Source organism: Duganella sp. Dugasp78 (genome assembly GCF_059491455.1).
This window is the reverse complement of sequence record NZ_CP168506.1, coordinates 4831092-4853272: the sequence shown is the minus strand read 5'-3', so window position 1 is coordinate 4853272 and position 22181 is coordinate 4831092. Positions and strand designations below refer to the sequence as shown.

Sequence of the window (22181 nt, the reverse complement as noted above, 5' to 3'; positions counted from 1 at the left end):
TTCGTCAGCGCCCCAGATAAACTTCAATCACCCGCTCGTCGGACTGCACTTGCGCCATCGTCCCCTGCGCCAGCACCGACCCTTCGTGCAGCACCGTTACCACGCCCTGCTGCGCGATCTCCGTCACGAACGCCATGTCGTGTTCCACCACCATGATCGAATGCTTGCCGCGCAATTCGTTGAGCAGCTCCGCCGTGCGCGCCGTCTCGGCGTCGGACATGCCGGCCACCGGTTCGTCCAGCAGGATCAGCTGCGGCTCCTGCATCAACAGCATGCCGATCTCCAGCCACTGCTTCTGCCCGTGCGACAGCAACCCCGCCAGGCGCTGCTCGCTGCCGTTCAGGCGTATCAGCTTGAGGATCTCGTCGATCTTGCCGCGCTGCTCGGACGACAGCCGCGCGAACAAGGTGGGCCGCACGCGCTTGTCGGTCTTCATCGCCAGCTCGAGGTTTTCAAATACCGAGTGCTGCTCGAAGATGGTCGGCCGCTGGAACTTGCGGCCTATGCCCGCGTGGGCGATCTGGTATTCCGTCATGCGGCTCAGGTCCATGGTCTGGCCGAAGAAGGCGGTGCCGGAGGTCGGCCGCGTCTTGCCGGTGATGACGTCCATCATCGTGGTCTTGCCTGCGCCGTTAGGGCCGATGATGCACCGCAGCTCGCCAACCGAAATATCCAGGCTCAGTTTATTCAGTGCGCGGAAGCCGTCGAACGACACCGTGATCTCTTCCAGGTACAGGATGGCGCCGTGGGTGGTGTCCAAGCCTTCGCCGGCCACGCGGCCGTAGGACGGGCCCTGTGCGCCGATCGGGTCGGGGCTGCTCTCGGTAGTCAAACGCTCCTCCAGATGTTCGTTGACGCTCATGGCTGCTCCTTGCGCAAGCGCGCGGCCAGTCCGGCTATGCCCTGCGGCAGATAGCGGGTCACCAGGATGAAGATCAAGCCCAGCGCGAACAGCCACAGGTTCGGGAAGGCGCCGGTGAACCAGCTTTTCAAGCCGTTGACCGAGAACGCGCCGATGATAGGCCCCAGCAGCGTGCCGCGGCCACCCACCGCCGCCCAGATCACCATCTCGATCGAGTTCGCCGGCGACATCTCGGACGGGTTGATGATGCCGACCTGCGGCACATACAGCGCGCCCGCGATCCCGCACAACACCGCCGACAAGGTCCACACGAACAGCTTGAACCACAGCGGGTTATAGCCGATGAACATCAGCCGCGATTCCGAATCGCGCACCGCCTGCAGCACGCGACCCAGCTTGGACTTGACGATCCAGCGGCACAGCAGCAGCGAACCGGCCAGCGTCGCCAGCGTGACCAGGTACAGCGCGGCCTTGGTGGCCGGCGCGCTGATCGAATAGCCCAGTATCCGCTTGAAGTCCGTGAAGCCGTTGTTACCGCCAAAGCCGGTGTTATTACGGAAGAACAGCAGCATGAAGGCGTAGGTCATGGCCTGCGTGATGATCGAAAAGTACACGCCCTTGATGCGCGAACGGAAAGCGAAGAAGCCGAACACGAACGCCAGCACGCCCGGCACCAGCACCACCAGCGCCACGCAGTACCAGAAGCTGTCGGTGGCGGTCCAGTACCACGGATAGGTTTTCCAGTCGAGGAAGACCATGAAGTCCGGCAGGTCGCTCTGGTACACGCCCTCGCGGCCGATGGCGCGCATCAGGTACATGCCGTGCGCATAGGCGCCCAGCGCGAAGAACACGCCGTGGCCCAGCGACAGGATGCCGGCATAGCCCCATACCATGTCGAGCGCCAATGCCGCCAGCGCGTAGCACATGAATTTTCCGACCAGGCTGACCATGTAGCTCGGCACATGCAGCGGATGGCCGTCCGCAAAGGCCAGGTTCAGCAGCGGCAGCGCCGCCAGCACCACGCAGCAGGCGGCGATGCCGCTCCACGCCTGGCGCGAAAAGAGAGATGGATGATTCATTCGGCGCTCCTGCCTTTCATGGCGAACAGGCCCTGCGGCCGCTTCTGGATGAACATGATGATGAAGACCAGGATGGCGATCTTGGCCAGCACCGCGCCCGCCACCGGTTCCAGGAATTTGTTCGCCTCGCCCAAGCCGAGCGCGGCGATGATGGTGCCCGCCAGCTGACCGACGCCGCCCAGCACCACCACCATGAAGGAATCGACGATGTAGCTCTGCCCCAGGTCCGGCCCCACGTTACCCAGCTGCGACAAGGCCACGCCGCCCAGCCCCGCGATGCCGGAGCCGAGGCCAAAGGTCATCATGTCGATCTTGGCGGTGGACACGCCGACGCAGCCGGCCATGCGGCGGTTCTGCATCACGGCGCGGACGAACAGGCCAAGCCGGGTCTTGTTCAGTATCAGCCAGACGCCGGCCACCACGAACAGCGCGAAAGCGATGATGACGATGCGGTTATAGGCCAGCACCAGCGAGCCAAGCACCGTCACGCCGCCGGACATCCACGACGGATTGGCCACCTCGACGTTTTGCGCGCCGAAGATGGTGCGCACCGCCTGCATCAGTATCAGGCTGATGCCCCAGGTGGCCAGCAGCGTTTCCAGCGGACGGCCGTAGAGCCAGCGGATCACCGTGCGCTCGAGCGCGATGCCGACGGCGGCCGTCACCAGGAAGGCGGCCGGCAGCGCGGCGATCAGGTAGCAGTCCACCGCCGATGGGAAGTAGTTGCGGAAGCCGAGCTGGCACAGGTAGGTGGTGTAGGCGCCTATCATCAGCAGCTCGCCGTGGGCCATGTTGATGATGCCCATCAGGCCGAAGGTGATGGCCAGGCCCAGCGCCGTCAGCAGCAGCACGCTGGCCAGCGAGATGCCGTAGAAGACGTTGCCGATAAATTCGGTGCGGGCCAGGCGGCTGTCCAGCGCCTGCAAGGTGCGGGCGGCGGCCACGCGCACTGCCTGGTCGGGCTCTTTATCGCTCAGCATCGCTTGCAGCAGCGGGCGCAGGTTGGCGTTGCTGCTGTCGGCCAGCGCTTCGACGGCGGCCTTGCGCTTGGCGGCGTCCGGCGATTGCAGGTTGGCGGTGGCGGCGACCAGTTGCAGCATGGGGCGGATGTCGGTGTCCTGTTCTTTCGCCAGTGCTTTCTCGATCAGCGGGGCTTGCGCGAGGGTGACGCTTTTTTGCAGCTCGATGGCTGCGGCCAGCCGCTGCGCGCGGTCCGGGGAGAATAGCTTGAGGGCGGACAGCGCGTCGTCGACGGCGCCGCGCAGGCGGTTGTTGACCATCACGCCGTCCAGTCCTTCGGGCAGCGGGCCGGTTTCGCCGGTGGCCGGGTTGTAGGCTTTGTCGTCGGTGACGATGAAGATATGGCCGTCCGGCGTGGCGTACAGGGCGTCGCTCTTGAGCGCTGTCAGCAGGCGGGTGGCGTCGTCGTTGGCCAGCGCACCGATTTTGACGATGGCGTCGACGCGGGCGTCGGGATCGCCGCCGGCCAGGGGCGCCAGCAATGCGCTGTCGATGGCGGCTTGCGCCGCGCAGGACAGCAGCAGGCAAGCCAGGAGCAGGAGTTTTTTCAAGATACATTCCTTGTGTGATGTTCTATGGATCCCCGCCTGCGCGGGGATGACGGATCCGCCGCCCCGTCATTCCCGCGAACGCGGGAATCCATACTGAGGCGGCCCGCTACGCGGCTGCGGTTACAGCTTCTGCTTACCCTCGTTACCCGGAATGTACGGGCTCCACGGATTCGCACGCACCGGGCCAGGCGTCTTCCACACCACGCTGAACTGACCGTCAGGACGGATCTCGCCGATGAACACCGGCTTATGCAGGTGGTGATTGGTCGGATCCATCGTCAGCGTAAAGCCCGACGGCGCCTTGAAGCTCTGCCCCGCCATCGCCGCGATCACCTTGTCGGTGTCGGTCGACTTGGCCTTCTCCACCGCCTGCGCCCACATATGGATGCCGACGTAGGTCGCCTCCATCGGATCGTTGGTCACGACGGTGTTCGCATTCGGCAGCTTCTTCGCGACCGCATAAGCCTTCCACTTCTTGATGAACTCCGTATTCACCGGGTTCTTCACCGACTCGAAGTAGTTCCATGCAGCCAGGTGGCCCAGCAGCGGCTTGGTGTCCACGCCGCGCAATTCCTCCTCACCCACCGAGAACGCCACCACCGGCACATCGGTCGCCTTCAGGCCCGCGTTGCCCAGCTCTTTGTAGAACGGCACGTTGGAATCGCCGTTGATGGTGGAGATCACCGCCGTCTTGCCGCCGGCCGAGAACTTCTTGATGTTGGCGACGATGGTCTGGTAGTCCGAGTGACCGAACGGGGTGTATACCTCGTCGATGTCGCTGTCCTTCACGCCCTTGCTCTTCAGGTAGGCGCGCAAGATCTTGTTGGTGGTACGCGGATAAACGTAGTCGGTCCCCAGCAGCACGAAGCGCTTGGCGCCGCCGCCCTCCTTGCTCATCAGGTACTCCACTGCGGGTATCGCCTGCTGGTTGGGCGCGGCGCCGGTGTAGAACACGTTCTTCTCCAGCTCCTCGCCCTCGTACTGCACAGGGTAGAACAGCAGGCTATTGAGCTCCTTGAACACCGGCAGCACCGACTTGCGCGACACCGAGGTCCAGCAGCCGAACACCACGGACACCTTGTCCTGCGCGATCAGGCCGCGCGCCTTCTCGGCGAACAGCGGCCAGTTGGAGGCCGGATCGACCACCACCGCCTCCAGCTTCTTGCCCAACACGCCGCCCTTGGCGTTGATTTCGTCGATGGTCATCAACGCCACATCTTTCAGCGAGGTTTCGGAAATCGCCATCGTGCCCGACAGCGAGTGCAGGATGCCGACCTTGATGGTGTCGGCGGCGTAGGCTTGTGCGCCGGCGGCCAGCATGGCGGTGGCGGCGGCGATGCGGCTCAGGGATGCGATGAAATTGCGACGATTTTGCATGAGATAGCTCCGAGTAGTGGAATTAGAATTGCAGCTGCAAAGTGACAGAGAACTTGTCCGTATCGGCGGCCTTGGTCATCTTGGTCTTCGAGTACACGGCGCTGACCTGCGCGTTGTAGCCGTCGATGATGTAGTTCACGCCCGCGTCGTACTGTTTGGTGTCGATGTCGGTGTCGGCGGCGAACTTCTGCCAGCGCACGAAGGGCTGGAACTTGCCCCAGCCGGCCTTCTCCTCGAAGATCCAGGAAGCACCGGCCGAATAAGCCTTGCCCTGTTCGGACTTGATGATGTCGTCGGTGTTGTAGTCATACCAGGCTGCTTCCAGCGCGAAGGCGCCGGAACCCTTGACCCGCTTCTCCATCAGGAAGTCGACGTTGTAGGAGCTGTACTTGCCGCTCTTCGCGACGGTGAGGATGCCGTCCTTCTGGTAGCGCCCCGCCACGCCGATGGACAGGATGTCGGCGCCGCCGATGTAGTTGCCGGTGCCGTAGTAGCCCGGTTCCGCGTCCCAGAAATCGTATTGCAGGCGGCCGGCGTACATCAGCGAATCGTCGGCCTTGACGCCTGCCGCCTTGGCCTGCGATTGCGTCATCGAGCCGATGCCGAAGGTGTGGCCTTCGAACACGCCGAACGAGTAACCCAGCTTGCCCTCGGCGACGTCACCCCATACCACCACGCCGTCATCGCGGCCGCGGAAGATGCCGCCGTTGTAGCCGTAGCGCGAAGCCACGCCGGCCCAGTAGCCGCCGCCCAGCGAGTAGTAAGGCCCGGCCATGTTGGCACGGTCGCTCGGCGACAGCAGGCGGCCGGCCCAGATGTTGAGCTCAGGAGAAATGGCGAACTGGCCGGCGGCGTCCAGGATGCGAATCTTGTCGCCGTCCCACTCGGTGTTCAGCATGCCCTTGATGTTCTTGTTCAGCGAGGCGCCGAAGAACAGCCGTGCCGAATCCAGATTGAAGTCGCTGGAACGGTCGGTGCCGTCAGGCGCGCCATTCTTGGCGCTGGTGTAGCTCTCGCGCATGCCGAAGCCAACGCTGACCGACTTATCCTCGCCAAAATTGATCGTGGCGCCCGCATAAGCGTTACTCACTGTCGCCAACGTGGCAGCCACTAAAAGCGTCACTCTTCTCAGTTCTAAGCCCATCTTTCCCCCTTGTTGTGGATAGTCGCAATCAAGCTTCAGGCACTTGATATGTTGCGAGATTAGCCAGTATGGGATGGGGAAGAAATACGTCGAATAACGTACAGCCGTTACGTACAGCCGTTACCATTAATAAAAAATAATTTCTTTTTTTAAATTAATTGCCATATATACTATATCGATCCCAACGTTAATCGGCTGCGCCAGAAATCCTGTGAAAATCGTCATCTTGTCGCCATTCCCCTACCATAGCCGCGTTGCCCATGGTGGCGGCCACCTCTGCTACGAACAGCTCCTACGTCTTGCGCAATCGCATGAAGTACATTTCCTGAGCTTCGATGGCACAGAGAGCGAATCAGGGATGCGCCGCGCCGACCAGGAACTGGGGGCGCTATGTCGCTCAGTGGAAATGCTTCCCTTGAAACTGACACGGGCCCGCGTCTGGAAAGCGAAGCTGGAATTCCTGTTAAGGGGCGAACCGATAGACGCAGTTTTGTATCGCAGTTCCCAAATGAAGCAAGCGCTGAGTCGCAAGATCGAGGAAGTACACCCTGATGTTGTTATGGTGCAGTTCCCTCAAATGGCCCAATACGTGGATAGCTGCCGTGGCAGAGCAACGCTTTTAGACGTTCACGATGCTTTCAGCATCACTTTTTTCAGAAAGTTCAGCGCCGCGCCGCTGTCGCTACGCAAACTGCTGCTCTTCGCGCGGTGGCTGTCGTGGTTAAACTACGAGATCCGGAATTATCGGCGTTTCGACTCCGTCGCCACGCTCACCGAGCAGGACCGGATCGGTTTAGAAATTTTTTCCCCGGGACTGGGCGCCAGCTGCACTCCTGCGGCAGTTACGCTGCCGGCGGTGAACTGGACGGCAACGGAGATGGAAACGGATAGCATCGGCTATCTGTGCTCCTTCGGCCACGAACAAAATATCGAAGCACTGCTGTTCTTTATCCATAGCATATTGCCGGCAGTCATACGACGCCGCCCCAATGCCCGCTTGCTGATCGCTGGCGACCGCCCTCCCGCCAACATGCTCGCCCTGGCCAGCAACCACGTCCAGTTCGTGGGATTTGTCGACGACGCAGACGCTTTCCTGAGCGCCAGGAATTTGGTGGTGGTGCCATTACTGAGCGGCGGCGGCATCAAAATCAAAACGCTCAAGGCAATGGCCTGCGGCTGTCCCGTCGTAGCGACCAGCATCGGCGTTGAAGAGATTGGCGTAAAGGACGGCGTCCACGCCGCCATCGCCGACGATCCCGAACAATTTGCGACCAAAGTGGCCGACCTGCTGGAAGACGTAGAACTGGCCGCTCAGCTCGGAGCCAACGGCAAAACGCTGATCGCGCAAGGCTTTTCCTGGCCGGCCAAGATGGCCGCGCTGAACGAGATGTTCAAAGACGCATACCGCAAAAGCAGCAAAAGAGAGACTGAGGCACCGAACACGCTCCCTGATGCATTAACCGCACGGAGCGGCGCATGAATCCTACCCTTGGGGCTGTGATTGTCGGTGCAGGACCGGCAGGGATGGGGCCGCTGCTAGCTGCGCGCGGCGCGGGACAGTTGGCGGACCTGATGGCAGCGGGCCTGGCGGTGCTCGACAGCGGCGAGCAGATCGGCCCCGGAGAACTAGGACGCTACGCGATTCGCTCGGACAGTTTCGCCGATAGCTTTCTGGCCCCGGTTGCCATTGACGCGGAGCCTCCATTGGCCCCGCTGCTGCGCCAGGGCGCTGGAGAAAAACTGGACAGCCAACGTGGGGGGCCAGTTCCGCTAAGTACGGTCGCCGAATTCATGACCGACATTGGCAACCACTTCCGTCACTGGCTATCTGCCCACCACTATGACCCATTCATCACTGGTGCCAGCGCCATAAAAGCAACCCGCCAAGCGGACGGCGCGTGGGTCACCGAATACCGGGATAGTGACTTGCAGCGCCGTTCTATCCGCAGCAAGACCCTGATCCTCGCGACGGGCGCCGCTCAGTCACGCACCCGCCTCGAGCAAACGCTGGTGGCGGGTAAACCGCTGCTGCCGCGTTTCGACAGCAAGACCATATTATCGGGAGATTTGCTCAGCCGCTCAGGCAAGGACCTGCTATCAGGCCGGCTCGCAAAAGTAGCTCCCAAAGTCGCTATAGTTGGCGGCTCGCACAGCGCCATGTCAAGCGCACTAGTATGCCTGCAGCAGATGACCGCGCTGGGCAACGACGACGGCACCGTATGCGTGTTGCACCGCAAGCCTTTTCGGATCACCTACCAAACTCCGGAAATCGCCGCCGCCGAGGGCTACCGGGATTTCGGCCCACAGGACATCTGCCCACGCAGCGGAAGGGTATTTCCTCTGGCCGGCATGCGCAGCGACTCGCGCAACCTGCTGCGCAGCTACTGGAAATTGGGCAATACACAACCGGATGCCCGATTGCAGCTGCTGCAGTTAAGCGCAGCAACCGAGTCGCGCGCAACGATGCACCTGGAGCAGGCCGATTTGATCGTAGCAGCCTTCGGCTATCGGCCAAGGGGGCTGCCGCTGTTTGACGTCAATGGCAGCCAGTACCAACTGCAATCGGACACGGTAGGGGCAGCCATGGTTGATGCCCGCAGTCGTGTGCTGGATGCAAGCGCACAGCCGCTCGAAAACGTCTTTGCGCTGGGCTTGTCGGCGGGCTATCCAATGGCAGGCGTCTACGGCGAACCGAGTTTTCAAGGCGAGGCCAACGGCCTATCGCTTTGGCACGGCGACATCGGCACACACATCGTTACCCAGGTTCTTGAACAGTCGGCTCCGCCACGTAAAACAACATTCCGATGAAAACAGTCCAATCTCCTTCTTCTACGCCCTCGCTGACGCCGTGGTTTCACACGACACCCAATAGCCTGACTATCGACACGCCGGAAAGCGTGGCGCAGCAAGCGGCGGCTTGTCTGGTCGCCGAGCTTGCAAAAGTATTGCACCACAAACCCTATGCCGTGCTGACGCCATCGGTCGGCCGCACAATGGTGCGCATCTTCGAAGTGCTCAACCAGAAGCATCGACTGAGCATCGACTGGCAGCGGGTTGTTTGCCTGCAAATGGATGAATATGCAGGTATGCCAGCCAGCGATCCCCGCAGCTTCGCCTTTGTACTGCGGCGTGACTTTATCTCCCCACTGAACATCGGGCGCTTCGTGCATTTTTACGATGACGGTGGTGCCTCCATCGCCACGCCCAAAGACTACGAGCACAGCCTGCGGCAACTGGGCGGCATAGACTGCGCACTGCACGGGGTGGGCCGCAACGGCCATATAGGTTTCAACGAACCGCGTCAAAGCCTTCGGCTGCAGAGCGGAATCGTGCGCCTGAGTCAAGCCACTCGTAGCGCGAACGGAGTCGCCTTTCAGCGCGGTGTCAGCCTTGGACTCGGCGTGCTGCGCGAGGCAAAATCATCGATTGTAGTGCTGCTGGGCGAAGAGAAGCGCGACGCCTGCGATCAACTGCTATTTGGCAACCGTGCCCCCCAGGCACCCGTCGCTGAATTGCGCAGCTGCCCGAAAGTGAACATCTACATCGACCACGCGGCCGTGCCAGACAGCCTGTCCAACCACCCGCCCCATTCGCAGGCGGCAGCGACCGCGTGGCCGGCGGCCCTGGCCGCATGCTGAGTTAGCCAGCGTCCTTGATCGTTTGTAAAATTTGCTATCATGCTGTTTTAACCGAAGCGCCACACATACCATCATGACCATCTTTGCCGCGCCCATATTTGATGCCACCGTGATCTACGAAGGCAATGAGCTGTTCAAGGGCCAGGGCGCCGCGCGAGGCTGGGCCGAGAAGCTGGCGAAGGAGCTGGAGTGCGAGATCGGCGTCGAGAAGCTCGGCACCGGCTGGGTATTGACCGGCATCGTCGACGGCGAAGCCTGCAAGTGGAGCATCGTCGGCCAGCGCCTCAAACGCATGGACTAAAGCGTGCGCTAGCGCACAACATCGCCAGTTCTTGCCGGGTACGATTTTCGATAATCTGCCCACCGAGGATAGCGATGAAACGCGACACACCCGCAGCAACCGGCGAAGCCGCCTCGTTCCCCGCCGCCGACGCCGCCCGGTCGGCCGGCCTGCGCTACGTGCACGACTACCAGCCCGGCATCGCCCGCCGCAAGCGCGGCAGGCACTTCCACTATGTCGACGCCGACGGCCACGCCGTCAGGGACGCCGATACGCTGGCCCGCATCAAATCGCTGGCGATCCCTCCCGCCTGGACCGATGTCTGGATATGCAGCCACCCGCTCGGCCATCTGCAAGCCACAGGGCGCGATGCACGCGGCCGCAAGCAGTACCGCTATCACCCGCGCTGGCGCAGCCAACGCGACGAATCGAAGTACGACCGCATCCTCGGCTTCGGCAAGGCGCTGCCGGCGATCCGCCGCGCGGTGGGCGCCGCGCTCCAGCTGCCAGGGCTGCCGCGCGAGAAAATGCTGGCCACCATCGTCTACCTGCTGGAGGCGACCATGATGCGGATCGGGAACGAGGAATACGCGCGCGAGAACAAATCCTTCGGCCTGACCACGCTGCGCGACCGCCATGTGCGGCTGGACGGCGGCAAGGTCGAATTCCATTTTCGCGGCAAGAGCGGCGTGCGGCACGCCGTCGCGGTGGAGGACCGGCGCCTGGCCAACATCATCCGCCGCACGCGCGAGCTGCCCGGCCAGGATCTGTTCCAGTACGTCGACGACGATGGCAATCCGCACAACATCGGGTCGGCCGACGTGAACGACTATCTGCACTCGATAGCCGGCGAGGACTACACCGCCAAGGACTTCCGCACCTGGGCCGGGACGGTGCTGGCGGCGGTGGCGCTGCGCGAATACGAAAAGTTCGACTCCGAAGCCCAGGCCAAAAAGAACGTGGTGCGCGCCATCGAATCGGTGGCTAAGAAGCTGGGGAACACACCCACCATCTGCCGCAAATGCTATGTGCATCCGAGCGTGATCGTATCCTACCTGGATGGCAGCATGCTGAAGGCGCTGCGGCATCGCGCCAGCGGGGAATTACAGCAGGATGTCCATGCGCTGCGACCAGAAGAGGCGGCGGTGCTGGCGTTGTTGCAGCACCGCCTGCAGGCCTCAGCGGCCAGCGACCGGCGGTGACGCCTCGGCGCGCAGGATAATCACGGCGGTGGCGATATCCTCATGGCGATTGCGCGCCGGCGAATTGACCGTCATGTAAACCTTCACCGCCGCCAGCGAAGCGTGGTCGCCGAAAAACGCACCCTCCGCATCGTAGCGCTCCGGGAAGTTCTCGTTATTCAGCGGACAGGCCAGCGATTCATTCTTCCCGCGGTTCGGGCGCTTTTCGCACCGGGTGTAGCTGTCGCCGTTGACGGCGGCGGCGATCAGATGGTCGGTGGCCTGATCCAGCATCACAGGAAAACTGAAGCGGCGCGCAACCCCGTCCACCTTCATCTCGAAACTGAGTACGCCCTTGTAGGCAGGCAGGTTCTCCAGTTTGAGTTTTGCATCCGATATTTTTCCGGGCGGGATAAAGCCGTCGCCACCCAAGCCGCCACGGAACGTCGCGTCGGTACCGCCGATCTGGCGGTACTCCATGCTGCGGTGTATGAATAGCAGATTGTCATAGGCCGATTGCGGAACCGGCTTGTTGGCCGCCATCGCCTGGGCCTGAGCCACGATCGCCAGCATGCGCGCCTGCCGTTCCGCCGGGCCAGGCATAGGCCCACGGCTGGCCTCCACAGTCAGGCGCACCTTCGACTCCTGGCCGACAAACAAATGCATATTGTCGCGCCGGCCCCACCACAATTCGCCAACCGCGCCACTGCTGCCGGACTGCTCCCATGCGGCGGGGTCGTAAGTGTCTTTGGGCGCCGGATCTTCGCGGCCCAGATCGGGATTGCGAAGACCGGCCAGCTTACCGTCCTTGCTGAACGCCGCCATCTTGTACGAGCCGCCGTAATTGATGGCGCCGACGCCGGCATTGGACGCGTATTGTGAACAGGCGTTCTGGCTGGCGCCAGCGGGCAGCCATGGCTTGACCGTCGGCGGGCAGCGCTCCAGCGTTTCCGGGCCGGCGACGGCGGGCAGCGTCACCCACAGCGCGGCGAACAGCGGCAGCACCGAGTACATATTTTTCATGAGGCGTCCGTTTGAATTTAAAAAAATATTATATATACAATAATAATTTGGTGCCGCACGACGTGGGGGTTCAGAGTAGAATTTAGCTTCGTCCATGCCGCCGAGCCGCTCCATCATGCCTCAAGCATTGCCCTTCCCGATTCGAACAGAATGTCCGCCCGGTGCCTGCGAGTGCCGGCGCGACGAGCTGCTGGAGCAATGGGACAGCGCACCGGACGACACCGACATCCGCATCCTGCGCCTCACCCGCGAGCAGGAGAAGACGCTGATCGAACGGATCGAGAATATCGCCAGCTTCGAGGAGCTGGGTCACATCGAGCAGCGCATGCTGGAACAGTTGGGCATCCGCCTGACCATCACGCCCAGCGCGAACGGCGTGCGTACGGTGATGGGCCTCCAGATACGGCTGATGGAGCAGCCGGGCCTGTGCCGCAGAACCCGCGAGAACGTGCCGGCCGCCGTGCGCCGCTGCTTCAACAAGCATCCCGACATCGTCTACGCGCTGCTGAACGCGCGCGACCTGCTGGGCGCCAGTTAGCGCCCGCTTGGCTCAACCGGGGTGCGCCAGCGCCGCGCCGGGCATGTTGCCGCCTTCCGAGCCGTCCGGGTAGATGTCGTGGAATTTGCTGTAGTCCAGTATCCGCACATTGCCATCGAGCTTATCCGACATGATGTCGGCAAAGTGGTGGTTGAAGAAGATGTGCTCCGCCGCGTAGGTCTGGCGCGCATGGACGAAATCGTTGAGCGTGTCGTCGGTGCCGGAAACGGCCACCGACAGCGTGGCGCCTTCGTTGCGCAAGTCTTCCTGTGACTTGCCCCAGAACGGACTGGATTCGTCGATCTTGTGCAGTATCGTCCACGTCAGCGCGAACACGCCGGAACGTTCGCGCTCCAGCTGCAAATCGTAGAAGCGCGTGAATATCTGCCCTTCCAGCGTCGTTTCGCGGCGTATCAGCGTGGCCCGCACCGAGGCCTCCAGTATCAGGTTGCCGCGTTCGTTCCCGGTCCTCAGCATCAGCGTCGGCACGCCGTTGAACGGCGTGATGACGGCGACATCGGAAAACATGATGCGCGAGGTGGGCCGCGAGAAGCGTGCGAACAGCAGGCCTGTCACCGTCGCCACTTCCACCATGCCGAGCAGGATCTCGGTCGAGGCGACGATGTGGCCGTAGGTCGAGCCGGGATTCATATAGCCGTAGCCGACGGTGGCCAGCGTTTCGATCGAGAAGAAGAAGGTGTCGAGGAAGGAGTCGGGCCGCGCATTGGCGACCGAGCCGGGCACCAGGAAGAACGCCAGCGCGAATGCCACGTTGGTGAAGATGTACAGCACACCAACCAGCAGGAAGAAGCGCGGCCAGCTCAGGGTCAGCATCCAGTGGTAGATGTCGCCCCAGTAGCGGCGCCCAAGGCCGACCCGCTTGATCTTCGAGGTCCCCATCTGGAATACGCCGCGCTCATTACCCACCCTTGGACGGATAACCTTTTGCGCGGGCTTGCGCACCGGGCCTTCACTCATGGTCGGAGCGCCTCAATCGTCGTCGTTGGGATCGAGGTCGGGAAACATCACCTCGGTGTAGCCAAATTTGGAAAAGTCCGTGATGCGCATCGGGTACAACACGCCAAGCAGATGGTCCACTTCATGCTGCACCACGCGCGCGTGGAAGCCGTCGACGTCGCGCAGGATCGGCTGCCGGAACTGGTCCACGCCTTCGTAGCGCAGGCTGGTGAAGCGCGGCACGCTGCCACGCAGGCCAGGCACCGACAGGCAGCCTTCAAAGCCCTCTTCCTTTTCATCCGACAACGGCGTCAGCACGGGATTGATTAATACCGTTTCCGGCACCTGCGGCGCGTCGGGATAGCGCGCGTTCTGCTTGAAGCCGAAGATCACCAGCTGCAGGTTGACGCCGATCTGCGGCGCCGCCAGGCCAGCGCCATTGGCGGCGTGCATGGTGTCGAACATGTCGGCGATCAGCTCGCGCATGGCCGCGGTATCAAACTCGGTCACCGGCTCGGCCACGCGCAGCAGGCGCGGATCGCCCATCTTCAGGATTTCGCGCACCGTCACTGGCTGCCTCCGTTGATTTCGCACTGCATATCGCGCAGGAACTGGCAGTACTCGGCGCCGGTCTCCGGGTGCTTGAGGCCCATCGCCGTCATCGCCTTCAGGTAGCCCAGCTTGGAGCCGCAATCGTAGCGCTGACCATCGTAGCGATAGGCCAGCACACGCTCATCCTTCATCAGCGCGGCGATGCCGTCGGTCAGCTGGATCTCGCCGCCGGTGCCGGCGCCGATGTTTTCCAGGTACGAGAAAATCCGGCCCGACAGCACATAGCGTCCCACCACCGCCAGCGTGGACGGCGCCACATCCGGCGACGGCTTCTCGACGATGGCGTGCACCAGTTCCAGCTTCGGCTGGTAGGCCGAGGCACTGACGATGCCATACTGACGCGTGGCCTCGCGTGCCACTTCCTGCACCGCCAGGATGCTGCTACGCTCATAGGCATACAGCTCGGTCATCTGGGCCAGCACCGGCTTGATGCCGTCCGCGGTGTCCATGAAGTCGTCCGCCAGCAGCACGGCGAACGGTTCGTCGCCGATCACGGGGCGCGCGCACAAGACCGCGTGGCCCAGGCCCAGCGGCTCGGACTGGCGGATGTAGATGCAGTTGACGTGCTTCGGAATGACGTTCTGCACCAGCTCCAGCAAGGCCTTCTTGTTGGCAGCTTCCAGTTCCGCTTCCAGCTCGTAGGCCTTGTCGAAGTGGTCTTCGATGGCGCGCTTGTTGCGGCCGGTGATGAACACCATTTCCGTGATGCCGGCGGCGACCGCCTCTTCCACCGCGTACTGGATCAGCGGCTTGTCGACGATGGGCAGCATCTCCTTCGGCTGCGCCTTGGTCGCGGGAAGGAAGCGGCTGCCAAGGCCGGCTACCGGGAATACTGCCTTTCGAATTTTGGACATGATCTTTATCTTTTTTAACTGGCTTCCAGCAGTGCCAGCAGGCCTGCCTCGTCCAGTATGGTGATTTCAAGTTCCTGGGCCTTGACCAGCTTGCTGCCGGCATCGGCCCCCGCGACCAGATAATGCGTTTTCTTCGATACCGAACCGGAGACCTTGCCGCCCTGCGCTTCGATCATGGCGCCCGCCTGGTCGCGACTCAGGTTGGGCAAGGTGCCCGTCAATACAAAGGTCTTGCCGGTCAGCGGGCCTTCGGCCGCCTGCTCCGGCAATTGCGCCAGCAGGTCGTCGCGCAGCCGGTGCAGCGCGAGCAGCTGTTCGCGATGCCCCGGCTCCGCCATCCACGCTTCCAAGGCTTCGGCCACGCCTGCCGGCAGGCCGAACACCGTGAACACCGGCAGGTGCGCCAGCACTTCCAGCGTCACCTCCTGTTCGACCAGTTGTTTGCTGCGCGGCTCCGTCAATTTCGGGATGCCCAGCGCGGCCATCAGCTTGACGGTATCGAGCTTCTCGCGCAGCTTGGCGCTCGGCGGGTGCTCGCCGGTCGGTGCGACGCCGGCGGCCAGCAAGGCGTCGATCGCTTCCTGGTTCTTCGGCTCGGCGAAGAAGTCGGCGATCGAATCGGCGACGATGCCGCCGATATCGGGCAGCACGCGCAGCAGCGCGGCCGGCACGCGGCGGATCAGATCGAAACGGCCCAGCCATTCGGCCAGCGTCTTGGCGGTGGATTCGCCGACGTGGCGGATGCCGAGCGCGAACAGCAGGCGCTCCAGCGGCGGGTGTTTGCTGGCGGCGATGGCTTCCAGCAGGTTGTCCGCCCACTTGGTGGCGATCTTGCCCTGGGCGACGGTCTCCGGCGTCGTGCCTTCGCGTTCGTCGGCCAGGCGCTTCATTTCCAGCAGGTCTTCCAGCTTCAACGCGTACAGGTCGGCCACGCGCTGCACCTGGCCGTGTTCGACCAGGTTGTCGATGTAGCGGTCGCCCAGGCCTTCGATGTCCATCATGCGGCGGCCGGCGAAGTGGCGGATCGCCTCCTTGCGCTGGGCCGAGCAGAACAAGCCGCCGGAGCAGCGGGCGATCGCCTCGCCCTCCTCGCGCACCACGTGCGAGCCGCAGACCGGGCAGGTCTTCGGCAGCACATAGGCTTCCGGTTCCGGCGACGGGCGGCGCTCCAGCACCACGGACAGCACTTCGGGGATGACGTCGCCGGCGCGGCGCACGATCACCGTGTCGCCCACGCGCACGTCCTTGCGGCGCACTTCGTCTTCGTTGTGCAGCGTAGCGTTGGTGACGTTGACGCCACCGACGAACACGGACGCCAGCCGCGCCACCGGCGTGATGGCGCCGGTGCGGCCGACCTGCACTTCAATCGCCTGCACGGTGGTCAGCGCTTCTTCCGCGGGGAACTTGTGCGCCAGCGCGAAACGCGGCGCGCGCGAGACGAAGCCCAGCGTGCGCTGGTCCTGCAGCAGGTTGGCTTTGTAGACCACGCCGTCGATTTCGTATGGCATGGTCGGACGCGCTTCACCGATCTGTTTGTAGTAGGCCATCAGGCCTTCGTAGCCGCGCACCACGGCGGCCTCTTTCGCCACCGGCAGGCCGATGCTGCGATACCAGTCCAGCAGCGCCGAGTGCGACAGCGGCATCTCGGCGCCTTCCAGCGCGCCGACGCCGTAGGCGAAAAAGCTCAGCTTGCGCGATGCGGTGATGCGCGAATCGAGCTGGCGCAGGCTGCCCGCCGCCGCGTTGCGCGGATTGACGAATTCCTTCAGGCCGGCCTCGCGCTGGCGCGCATTCATCGCTTCGAAATCGGTCTTGAACATCAATACCTCGCCGCGCACATCGAGGATGGCAGGCGGCGTCGAGGTGTTCAGGCGCAGCGGAATCGAGCGAATGGTGCGGATATTGGCGGTGACGTCCTCGCCGGTATAGCCGTCGCCGCGCGTGGCGGCTTGCACCAGCAAGCCATCGACATAGCGCAGGTTGATGGCCAGGCCGTCGTATTTGACTTCGGCCGCGTATTCGACGGCGGCCGCCGCATCGAGGCCTTCGCGCACGCGGCGGTCGAAGTTCTCGATGTCTTCATCGGTGAAGCCGTTATTCAGCGACAGCATCGGCACCGTATGGGTGACCTGGTCGAACTGCGGCAGCGGCGCCGCGCCCACGCGCTTGGTCGGCGAATCGGGCAGCGCGAATTGCGGGTGCGCCTCTTCCAGCTTTTGCAGCTCGATGAACAGCTTGTCGTACTCCGCGTCCGGGATGGTGGGCGCGTCTTCCACGTGATAGGCGTGCAGGTGCTTGTTGAGCTCAGCGCTCAAGGACTCGATGCGCGCCTTGAAATCTACTTCGGTCATTACTGCTTCCTGCTAGCTAAACAAACGCAACGCGCGGGTCGAACCGGCCGGAATGTCGGCGTCGTTCATCTCGGCGTAGAAGTCCTGGACCTGGCCGGCGATCTCCGCCAGCGCGGCGTCCGACAACGGCTGGTTGTAGTCGTCGACAATGGTCGCATCCAGGCGGCCCACCAGCGATTTGGCACAGGCCACCATGGCGCCGAAGCCGTCGCGCGAAGGCGCCACGCATGGCACGTCCAGCAGCAGCGTCAGGCGCGGCGTGGTTTCCTCGGCCAGCGTGACGTTGGTCGACAGCGAGAACAGGTGACCGCCTTCGCCGTCAGGCATCACGTAGCGGCCGTCGGGGCGCACGTCGAAGCCCTGCTTTTCCAATGCGCCCAGCAGCGTGGAAATGGCCCACGGCGCGCCGTTGGTTTGCAGGTTGACGCCCAGCTGCGCGTCGTGACCGGCGACGAAGCGATGCAGATTGCGCGCCTCGGCCATCACTTCGATCATGTCCGGGATTTCCGGCTCGGCGCCGATTTCGTCGGCCATCGCGCGCAGGCGCGTGACCAGTTCCGAGTATTCCAGTTCGTTCAGCGCGGTGCTGCGGCTGGCCAGCTGCACGCCGCCCTGCAGCTTGGTGTAGACGCCGCCGTGAACGATAGGCTCCCAATCGCCGCTGACGGCCAGGCCGATGTAGTGCACCGGCTTGTTGCCGACCATGCGCAGCGTTTGCAGCACCGGCAGCAGCTTGTCGCCGCGCGCCGCGCCTTCCAGCGCCAGCGGCAGCAGGCAATCGATCAGCGGATCGACCAGCGCGGTGGCCTGTTCGGCAGCCGGCGTCACGGCGTTGACGCGTGGCGCGGCCGGCGGTGCCGTTGGATCGGTTTCGAATTCGGCGGCCACCGCACCCAGCGCGGCGGCAGCGGCGGAGGCTTCGCCACCGGCCAGGCCGGGAGCGCCGCTGTCGAGCGAAAAACTCGGCTCGTGACGGACACCGGACGATGACGGCGCATCGCCGGTGCGCATCAGCACGTCGTCATGATCGGTCGAGAAGGCGCGTTCGACGCTCTTCTTGGCCTTGTATTCCTGGATCTTGTTGTACGTGAAAACGCCGGCGACGAATACGCCCGCGATTCCGATCAAACTCATTTGTAGGTCTGTCATGCTGCTTGTGCCTCGGAAGCGAAGTTTGCGGCGGATTCCATATCCACCGCCACGATGCGCGATACGCCCTGCTCTTGCATCGTCACACCGATCAGTTGATTGGCCATCTCCATCGCAATCTTGTTGTGCGAGATGAAGAGGAATTGGGTGTGGTCAGACATGCGTTTGACCATCCGGCAGAATCGTTCGGTATTGGCGTCGTCCAGCGGTGCATCGACCTCGTCGAGCAGGCAGAACGGCGCCGGGTTAAGTCGGAACATCGAGAACACCAGCGCCGTTGCGGTCAGCGCTTTTTCACCGCCGGACAACAGGTGGATGGTGGCGTTCTTTTTACCCGGCGGCTGGGCCATGACCTGCACGCCGGAGTCGAGGATTTCATCGCCGGTCATGATCAGCTTGGCCTGGCCGCCGCCGAACAGGATCGGGAACAGTTCGGAGAAGTGGCCGTTGACGCGGTCGAAGGTGTCTTGCAGCAGATCGCGGGTCTCCTTGTCGATGCGCGCGATCGCGTCTTCCAGCGTGTTGATCGCCTCATTCAAGTCGGCGTTCTGCGCGTCGAGGAAGTTCTTGCGTTCGGAGGCCGTCGCCAGCTCGTCCAGCGCCGCCAGGTTGACCGCGCCCAGCATCGAGATCGCATTGGTCAGGCGCGTCACTTCGCCCTGCAGGTACGAAGCCTTCATATCGGGATGCAGCTTCTCGGCCAGCGCCGCCTCGTCGGCCTGCACCTCGGCCAGCTGCGCGGCGAACTGCTCCTGGTTCAGGCGCGCTGCCTGTTCCTTCAGCTGCATTTCCATGATCTTGTCGCGCTGCGGTTGCAGGGCGCGCTCGGTCGACATGCGGCCTTCCTCGAACATGCGCAGCTGCTGCGTGATCTGATCGAGTTCGTGGCGGGCGTCGGACAGCGCTTTTTCCTGGCCGGTGCGGCGGTCCAGCAGTTCCTGCAAGCCCTCGTTGGCCTGGCCGGATTCGAGGTTGGCCAGTTCGGTCTGTCCCGCTTCCAGGCTTTGCGTGACCTGCGCCACCTGCGCGGTCGCGGTGGCGATCGCGCGGCGGAATTCTTCGATCTTGCTGCGCTGGGATTTTTCCGCGAACTGCGCTTCCTGCGCGGCGCGTTCCAGGTCGCGCAGGGCTTCGCGGGCGTCAGCGAGGCGCTGCTCTTTTTCGAGGAACAGCGTCTGGCCTTCCTCATGGTCGCCCTGGAGATTGCCGAGCTCCATGTCGAGCTGCTCGAACTTCTCCTCGGACTCCATCTTGACCTGGGTTTGTTCCTCTTCCTGCGCGGCGATTTCGGCCAGGTCGGTTTCGATCTGGTTGCTGCGCTGGTTGAAGCGCGCCTCGATCTCCGACAGCTTGACCACGTCCAGCTGCAAGGTGTGCACCGACTGCTGCAGGCTTTGCAGCTTGGCGCGGTACTCGGTCAGGCGGCGCGTCAGCTCGGAGACGGCGGCATCGGCGCGCACCGAACGGGCGCGCGCTTCGTCGGCCAGCATCTGCTGCGCGCGCAGCTGCTTGGTGATGTTGTCGATTTCCTGCTGGCGGCCCAGCATGCCATCCTGCTCGGAGTCGGCGGCGTAGAAACGCACGCTGCCCTGCGTGATGGCGTGGCCCTGGCGCGTGACGAAGCAGGCGCCGGCCGGCAACCTGGCGCGGTCGGCGAAGGCTTCGGCCGTGTCCTCGGCGATGTAGACGTTGTGCAGCCAGTCCTGCAGCAGGCCGCGCAGACCTGGGTCGTTCAGCTTGAGCAGGTTCAGGAACGGCTTCAGGCCAGCCACTTCCACCGGCGCCGGCGGCACCGCGTGCGACGGCGCAAACAGCGCCAGCTTGGCCGGCGGCGCATCGCTGAAGAAGGCCTTGGCCCATTCGATGTTCGACATCTGCAGCGCCGAGGTACGCTCGCGCAGCACGGATTCCAGCGCGGTCTCCCAGCCGGATTCGATGTTCAGTTTTTGCCACAGGCGCGGCAGCGAATCCAGCTCGTGCTTCTGCAGCCACGGCGTGACTTTGCCCTGCGTCTGCACGCGCTCCTGCAACTGGCGCAGCGCGTTCAGGCGCGCTTCCAGCTGGGCGTTGGCGGCGGTTTCGGTGTTGACCTGGTGCTGCGCGGCCTGGCGCTCCTCTTCCAGCTTGGGCTGCTGTTCCAGCGCCTCCTCCAGCAGGAAGCCCTGTTCTTCCAGCGCCTGCTGCTTTTCTTCCAACTGCATGCGCAGGTTGTTCAGATGCGCGCTGTCCGGCAGATTGAGGCCGCTCTTTTCCTGCTGAAGGCGCTCGCGCCGCACGGCCAGACCGTTGAGGATGTTGTTGGCGTTGCGCTGGTGCGCCGATTCCAGCTCCAGCTGCTGCTGCGCCTGCATGATGCGGGCACGCGATTCGGTGCTCTTGGTCTGCGCCTCGCGCCATACCTGCTCCAGCATCGGCAGGGACTCGGCCTTTTGCTCGGCCATCATCTGCGACTGCTCGACCTTGGCCGACAGTTCTTCCAGCGTGAACTCGCCTTCCTCGATCTGGCCGCCGTATTCGCTGACCTGCTGCTGCCATTGGTCGCGCTGCGCGGTCAGCGCGGCCAGTTGCGTCTGCAGGCGGCTGCGCGATTCGATGACGAACTTGATCTGCGCTTCCAGGCTGCCGATTTCGGCGTTGGTCTGGTACAGGCTGCCCTGCGCCGTGTGCAGGCGGTCGCCGGCGGCGAAGTGGCCCTGGCGCATCTGCTCCAGCGACAGCTCGACGTTGCGCAACTTGGCGGTCTGTTCCTCCAGGTCGTTCTGCGCCTGCTCCATCTCGCGGAAGTACTTCTTCTGCTCGTTCTCGGCTTCGATCTTGCGCAGCAACCACAGCAGCTTCTGCTTTTCTTCCTGGTCCGATTGCAGCTGGTGGAACTTGGTGGCGACGGCGGCCTGGCCTTCCAGCTTTTCCAAATTCGAATTCAGTTCGCGCAGGATGTCCTCCACCCGCAGCAGGTTCTCGCGGGTGTCGTGCAGGCGGTTTTCCGTCTCGCGGCGGCGCTCCTTGTACTTCGATACGCCGGCCGCCTCTTCCAGGAACACGCGCAGCTCTTCCGGGCGCGATTCGATGATGCGGCTGATCATGCCCTGGCCGATGATGGCGTAGGCGCGCGGGCCGAGGCCGGTGCCAAGGAAGATGTCCTGGATGTCGCGCCGGCGCACCGGCTGGCCGTTGATGTAGTAGGTCGAAGTGCCGTCGCGCGTCAGCGTGCGCTTGACGGCGATCTCGGCGTACTGGCCCCACTGGCCGGAGGCCTTGCCGTCGTTATTGTCGAACACCAGCTCGACCGAGGCGCGCCCGGCCGGCTTGCGGTGGGTCGAGCCGTTGAAGATGACGTCCTGCATGGATTCGCCGCGCAGCTCGGAAGCCTTGGATTCGCCCAGCACCCAGCGCACGGCGTCGATGATGTTCGACTTGCCGCAACCGTTGGGGCCCACCACGCCCACCAACTGACCCGGCACCTGGAAATTGGTGGGATCAACGAAAGACTTAAATCCCGACAATTTGATGGAAGATAGACGCACGTTGTTATCTGGTGTGTGGGCTGGAAAAGTTCACAATAATA

At 63.2% G+C, this 22181-nt stretch carries 18 protein-coding genes; 6 read left to right on the top strand and 12 right to left on the bottom strand.

What is annotated here, in order from left to right; all coding sequences use genetic code 11:
- Nucleotides 1-4: 4 nt before the first annotated feature.
- The 5 genes from urtD to ACEN9O_RS21570 all read right to left on the bottom strand — a co-directional run bounded on the left by urtD (nucleotide 5) and on the right by ACEN9O_RS21570 (nucleotide 5979).
- Entirely contained in the window at nucleotides 5-862 is an 858-nt protein-coding gene (gene urtD / locus ACEN9O_RS21590; protein WP_495613861.1) for an urea ABC transporter ATP-binding protein UrtD, read from the bottom strand.
- The gene (gene urtC, locus ACEN9O_RS21585) at nucleotides 859-1941 is read right to left on the bottom strand and encodes an urea ABC transporter permease subunit UrtC (protein ID WP_495613860.1); all 1083 of its coding nucleotides are present in this window, start codon (nucleotides 1939-1941) and stop codon (nucleotides 859-861) included. Before urtC ends, urtD begins: the two co-directional genes overlap by 4 nt.
- Nucleotides 1938-3512, bottom strand: coding sequence for an urea ABC transporter permease subunit UrtB (gene urtB / locus ACEN9O_RS21580; RefSeq protein ID WP_495613859.1), 1575 nt, complete (start codon nucleotides 3510-3512; stop codon nucleotides 1938-1940). The genes urtC and urtB overlap by 4 nt, the downstream gene beginning before the upstream one ends.
- Before the next feature lie 120 nt (nucleotides 3513-3632).
- Nucleotides 3633-4832, bottom strand: a complete 1200-nt coding sequence (gene urtA / locus ACEN9O_RS21575; RefSeq protein WP_495618513.1) for an urea ABC transporter substrate-binding protein — start codon at nucleotides 4830-4832, stop codon at nucleotides 3633-3635.
- Between the two features lie 79 nt (nucleotides 4833-4911).
- Nucleotides 4912-5979 (bottom strand): porin, encoded by a 1068-nt coding sequence (locus ACEN9O_RS21570; RefSeq protein WP_495613858.1) that lies wholly within the window; start codon nucleotides 5977-5979, stop codon nucleotides 4912-4914.
- Between the two features lie 265 nt (nucleotides 5980-6244).
- Between ACEN9O_RS21570 and ACEN9O_RS21565 the strand changes: the two genes are divergently transcribed.
- The 5 genes from ACEN9O_RS21565 (at nucleotide 6245) to ACEN9O_RS21545 (ending at nucleotide 11153) form a co-directional block, all read left to right on the top strand.
- On the top strand, nucleotides 6245-7513 hold the full coding sequence (locus tag ACEN9O_RS21565) for a glycosyltransferase (RefSeq protein ID WP_495613857.1): 1269 nt from the start codon (nucleotides 6245-6247) through the stop codon (nucleotides 7511-7513).
- Complete coding sequence (locus ACEN9O_RS21560; RefSeq protein WP_495613856.1) at nucleotides 7510-8841, top strand: hypothetical protein; 1332 nt, start codon at nucleotides 7510-7512, stop codon at nucleotides 8839-8841. Before ACEN9O_RS21565 ends, ACEN9O_RS21560 begins: the two co-directional genes overlap by 4 nt.
- Nucleotides 8838-9671 carry a 6-phosphogluconolactonase gene (locus ACEN9O_RS21555; RefSeq protein WP_495613855.1) on the top strand — a complete coding sequence of 278 codons (834 nt, stop codon included), beginning with the start codon at nucleotides 8838-8840 and terminating at the stop codon, nucleotides 9669-9671. The genes ACEN9O_RS21560 and ACEN9O_RS21555 overlap by 4 nt, the downstream gene beginning before the upstream one ends.
- Nucleotides 9672-9744: 73 nt before the next feature.
- A complete protein-coding gene (locus ACEN9O_RS21550) occupies nucleotides 9745-9972 on the top strand; it encodes a hypothetical protein (RefSeq protein ID WP_495613854.1) in 228 nt (75 codons plus the stop codon).
- Nucleotides 9973-10046: 74 nt separating this feature from the next.
- On the top strand, nucleotides 10047-11153 hold the full coding sequence (locus ACEN9O_RS21545) for a DNA topoisomerase IB (protein ID WP_495613853.1): 1107 nt from the start codon (nucleotides 10047-10049) through the stop codon (nucleotides 11151-11153).
- Here ACEN9O_RS21545 and ACEN9O_RS21540 read toward each other — a convergent pair.
- Entirely contained in the window at nucleotides 11130-12155 is a 1026-nt protein-coding gene (locus tag ACEN9O_RS21540) for a hypothetical protein (protein ID WP_495613852.1), read from the bottom strand. The genes ACEN9O_RS21545 and ACEN9O_RS21540 overlap by 24 nt on opposite strands.
- 115 nt (nucleotides 12156-12270) lie before the next feature.
- Here ACEN9O_RS21540 and ACEN9O_RS21535 point away from each other — a divergent pair, with 115 nt between their 5' ends.
- Nucleotides 12271-12693 (top strand): hypothetical protein, encoded by a 423-nt coding sequence (locus ACEN9O_RS21535; protein WP_495613851.1) that lies wholly within the window; start codon nucleotides 12271-12273, stop codon nucleotides 12691-12693.
- Nucleotides 12694-12705: 12 nt separating this feature from the next.
- On the opposite strand, the gene ACEN9O_RS21530 is transcribed toward ACEN9O_RS21535, so the two are convergent.
- From ACEN9O_RS21530 to smc, 6 genes are read right to left on the bottom strand one after another with little or no spacing between them, the layout of a single operon-like run.
- The gene (locus ACEN9O_RS21530; RefSeq protein ID WP_495613850.1) at nucleotides 12706-13671 is read right to left on the bottom strand and encodes an ion channel; all 966 of its coding nucleotides are present in this window, start codon (nucleotides 13669-13671) and stop codon (nucleotides 12706-12708) included.
- A gap of 12 nt (nucleotides 13672-13683) precedes the next feature.
- Complete coding sequence (def, locus tag ACEN9O_RS21525) at nucleotides 13684-14220, bottom strand: peptide deformylase (protein WP_495613849.1); 537 nt, start codon at nucleotides 14218-14220, stop codon at nucleotides 13684-13686.
- A complete protein-coding gene (gene galU, locus ACEN9O_RS21520) occupies nucleotides 14217-15116 on the bottom strand; it encodes a UTP--glucose-1-phosphate uridylyltransferase GalU (protein ID WP_495613848.1) in 900 nt (299 codons plus the stop codon). The genes def and galU overlap by 4 nt, the downstream gene beginning before the upstream one ends.
- A gap of 14 nt (nucleotides 15117-15130) precedes the next feature.
- On the bottom strand, nucleotides 15131-17467 hold the full coding sequence (gene ligA / locus ACEN9O_RS21515; protein ID WP_495613847.1) for an NAD-dependent DNA ligase LigA: 2337 nt from the start codon (nucleotides 17465-17467) through the stop codon (nucleotides 15131-15133).
- Nucleotides 17468-17479: 12 nt separating this feature from the next.
- Entirely contained in the window at nucleotides 17480-18616 is a 1137-nt protein-coding gene (locus ACEN9O_RS21510) for a cell division protein ZipA C-terminal FtsZ-binding domain-containing protein (RefSeq protein WP_495613846.1), read from the bottom strand.
- Nucleotides 18613-22140 carry a chromosome segregation protein SMC gene (gene smc, locus ACEN9O_RS21505; RefSeq protein WP_495613845.1) on the bottom strand — a complete coding sequence of 1176 codons (3528 nt, stop codon included), beginning with the start codon at nucleotides 22138-22140 and terminating at the stop codon, nucleotides 18613-18615. Before smc ends, ACEN9O_RS21510 begins: the two co-directional genes overlap by 4 nt.
- Between the last annotated feature and the right edge of the window lie 41 nt (nucleotides 22141-22181).